Source organism: Microcystis sp. M44BS1, assembly GCF_020244875.1.
Classification (GTDB): domain Bacteria; phylum Cyanobacteriota; class Cyanobacteriia; order Cyanobacteriales; family Microcystaceae; genus Microcystis; species Microcystis panniformis.
Map to the genome: position 1 here is coordinate 1 of NZ_JADBVM010000227.1, position 2,944 is coordinate 2,944.

Consider the following 2,944-nt stretch of genomic DNA (forward strand, 5'->3'; position numbering starts at 1 on the left):
AATCGAGAATTTGAAAATAAAGAAGAACTGGAAAAAGTAGTCAATCAGCTTTTAAATGAAGGGGGATTGATTATTAAATGGAGTAGAAAACTTAAAAATAAGGGTAATGCTGTCAATGTAACTTAAATGCGTAAAAGCTTAGTCAAAAATCAAATCCCGCGTTCAGCTTAAGTAGCTGGTTATAATTAAATTGAAGATATATTTTGGGTTCGATCCCCCCTGCCCCCCTTAATCCCCCCTTAATCCCCCCTTAATCCCCCCTTGATAAGGGGGGTGTCTGATAGTTTTTAACACCTGCCTGCTTAAGGGAAAGATGTCTTTTCTGATGGGACTGGCAGAGATAATATAATAGGACAAAAAGTGGATAATCCCAATTGCTAAAACTACCATAGTTCCCCCAGTTCTAAAAATTAGGAGGCTTGAAAAAAATGCCGATTGGTGTGGCTGAATTTGTCGAAAATCAGGAAAATCGCTGTCCTGTGGTACTACTACTAGATACCTCCGGTTCAATGGCAGGAGAACCGATTAAGGCTCTCAATGATGGTATCAAAACCTTTCAGGAGGATGTGATGCGGGATACCCAAGCGACGTTGAGCGTAGAAACCGCCATTGTCACCTTCGGTAATGGAGGGGTTAAAACCGTGCAAGATTTTGTCGGAATTGATCAATTTACGCCACCTACTTTAAGCGCAGGAGACTTAACCCCCATGGGACAAGCGATTGAATTGGCCTTAGATTTAATCGAAGATCGTAAAGCGATTTATAGAAATCATGGTATCCAATATTATCGCCCTTGGATATTTTTAATTACTGATGGTGCGCCTACGGATCAATGGAATCTGGCGGCGCAACGGGTAAAACAAGCCGAAGCAGAAAATCGGGTTTTATTTTTTTCTGTAGGTGTTCAGGGTGCTGATATGGAGAAGCTCAAACAGATTTCTAATAATCCCCCCGTGTTACTCAACGGTTTAGATTTTCGGGATTTATTTCAGTGGTTAAGTAACTCAATGAAACGAGTTTCTGGTGGTAAAATTGGAGAAGCGATCGATTTACCACCAGTGAATTGGGGACAAATTACCACCTAGAGGACAGTTAATTATGTGGAGAACATTATGTCAGTCAGTGGTCGGTAGTTTTCACATCCAAACGGGATTACCCTGTCAAGATTACGGTGCTTATAAATTATTGGGTCAGGATGTTTTGATTGGAGCCGTGGCCGATGGGGCCGGTAGTGCCAAACATTCGGATTTAGGTGCGAAAATAACAGTTAAAGCAGCGCTGCAATTTTTAGAGGAAAATCTCAAAAAAACAGCATTAGCTGCCACTGGAACTGAAGCCGAATTAAAGGAAATATTCCGGCGATTGTTGGCTTATGTTCAGCAAATTCTCCAAGAAGAAACCGAAAAAGAACAGTTAGACATTAATGATCTAGCGACAACTTTACTGGTTGTTTTGGTTACTTCAAAACGGTTAGCGGCGATGCAGATAGGAGATGGTTTTATTGTCTTCAAACCTCTGGGTGGAAATTATCAGTTATTGTTGCAGCCTGACAAGGGAGAATACATCAATGAAACCACTTTTGTTATTTCTAGTAATGCTTTGGAGGATATGCAAATAAAAGTTTTAACCGAGCCAGTTGCGTTTATTTGTGTGGCGACGGATGGAGTGGAAAAGGTATCGATCGATTATAAAAATTGGCAGCCTTTTCCGCCTTTTTTTCAGCCATTGGAAGAATATTTGCAACAGACAGAAACGCCATTGCAGGAAGATCTCAAAGAATTTTTAGAGCGGGAGGATTTAAATAAGTTAACAACTGATGATAAAACCTTACTACTGGCTTTTTGTTTAGAAACCGGGTTTGTTTAAGAAACCCGGTTTCTGGCTCTGGCAAAAAGTAATATTCAGGTAGAACCTGAAGGGAGCGTTCCCAGGTAGAACCTGGGAACGAGATAACCTAATATTAACCAATCTACCTCAAACAATCGTGAGCAAAAAATATATCAAAAGTAATCTGTAGGTTGGGTTGAGGAACGAAACCCAACTCAATTATTAAAAAATGTTGGGTTTCACTATCGTTCAACCCAACCTACGATGGGACTAAGGCACTACCTTGGAAGCTAATATTAACGAATCTACCTCAAACAATGAAGTACGAATGGGATCAAGACAAGAGCGACGCTAACTTAGAGAAGCACGGACTGAGTTTTGAGGATGCACCGCTAGTTTTTGGTGGTAAATGTGTTACCTTCGAGGATAGCCGTTTCGTTTATGGTGAGATAAGATATATTACGCTTGGCAAATTGAAAGGTCGAGTTGTCTTAATCGTCCATACCCCTCGCTCTAATAAAACTCGTATAATCTCAATGAGAAAGGCAAACAATCGTGAGCAAAAAATCTATCAAAAGCGACTTGAAGAGAATTGATGCGATGACGGATGAGAATATCGATTATTCTGATATTCCGCCATTAGGTGATGAATTCTTTACCCAAGAAACAGTATCTTTTTCGACATCAAAGCAGCAATTAACCATCCAACTAGATCAAGATATATTAGAATGGTTAAAAGCCCAAGGGAAAGGATATGAGACACAAATTAACTACATCTTGCGGGAAGTGATGGAACAGCAGCAGCAGTAAAAAACAATGAACCTGATTTGATTACATCTACCCCAAACAATCGTGAGCAAAAAATCTATCAAAAGTAATCTGTAGGTTGGGTTGAGGAACGAAACCCAACTTAATTATTAAAAAATGTTGGGTTTCACTATCGTTCAACCCAACCTACGATGGGACTGAACAGCACAAATACTCGGAGATTTTTTGATGTCTTTAACTTATCGCTGTCAACTACAAAATCGTCTGATTACCCTGACGCAAGAATTGGCCAACAGTGGCGAAGCGAAAGTATGGCACACTAACTTTAATGGGTACTTAGCGAAAATCT

The 2,944-nt window shown here is 40.0% G+C and carries 4 protein-coding genes and 1 pseudogene; all 5 read left to right on the forward strand.

Annotation, left to right across the window (positions count from 1 at the left end):
- Nucleotides 1-126, forward strand: a pseudogene (locus tag IM515_RS17685) (IS630 family transposase); the annotation flags it as partial.
- A 302-nt stretch (nt 127-428) separates the two neighbouring features.
- The gene (locus tag IM515_RS17690) at nt 429-1,085 is read left to right on the forward strand and encodes a vWA domain-containing protein (RefSeq protein ID WP_287628520.1); all 657 of its coding nucleotides are present in this window, start codon (nt 429-431) and stop codon (nt 1,083-1,085) included.
- A 13-nt stretch (nt 1,086-1,098) separates the two neighbouring features.
- On the forward strand, nt 1,099-1,866 hold the full coding sequence (locus IM515_RS17695; protein WP_287628519.1) for a PP2C family serine/threonine-protein phosphatase: 768 nt from the start codon (nt 1,099-1,101) through the stop codon (nt 1,864-1,866).
- Between the two features lie 278 nt (nt 1,867-2,144).
- Nucleotides 2,145-2,423 (forward strand): BrnT family toxin, encoded by a 279-nt coding sequence (locus IM515_RS17700; RefSeq protein WP_002772034.1) that lies wholly within the window; start codon nt 2,145-2,147, stop codon nt 2,421-2,423.
- 4 nt (nt 2,424-2,427) lie between these two features.
- Nucleotides 2,428-2,637: a BrnA antitoxin family protein gene (locus IM515_RS17705; RefSeq protein ID WP_081417880.1), complete on the forward strand. Its 210-nt coding sequence runs from the start codon at nt 2,428-2,430 to the stop codon at nt 2,635-2,637.
- The last annotated feature ends 307 nt before the right edge of the window (nt 2,638-2,944 follow it).

Coding starts and splice junctions, on each gene's coding strand:
- IM515_RS17705 (WP_081417880.1), top strand. CDS start 2,428: ATGACGGATGAGAATATCGATTATTCTGATATTCCGCCATTAGGTGAT.
- IM515_RS17690 (WP_287628520.1), top strand. CDS start 429: ATGCCGATTGGTGTGGCTGAATTTGTCGAAAATCAGGAAAATCGCTGT.
- IM515_RS17700 (WP_002772034.1), top strand. CDS start 2,145: ATGAAGTACGAATGGGATCAAGACAAGAGCGACGCTAACTTAGAGAAG.
- IM515_RS17695 (WP_287628519.1), top strand. CDS start 1,099: ATGTGGAGAACATTATGTCAGTCAGTGGTCGGTAGTTTTCACATCCAA.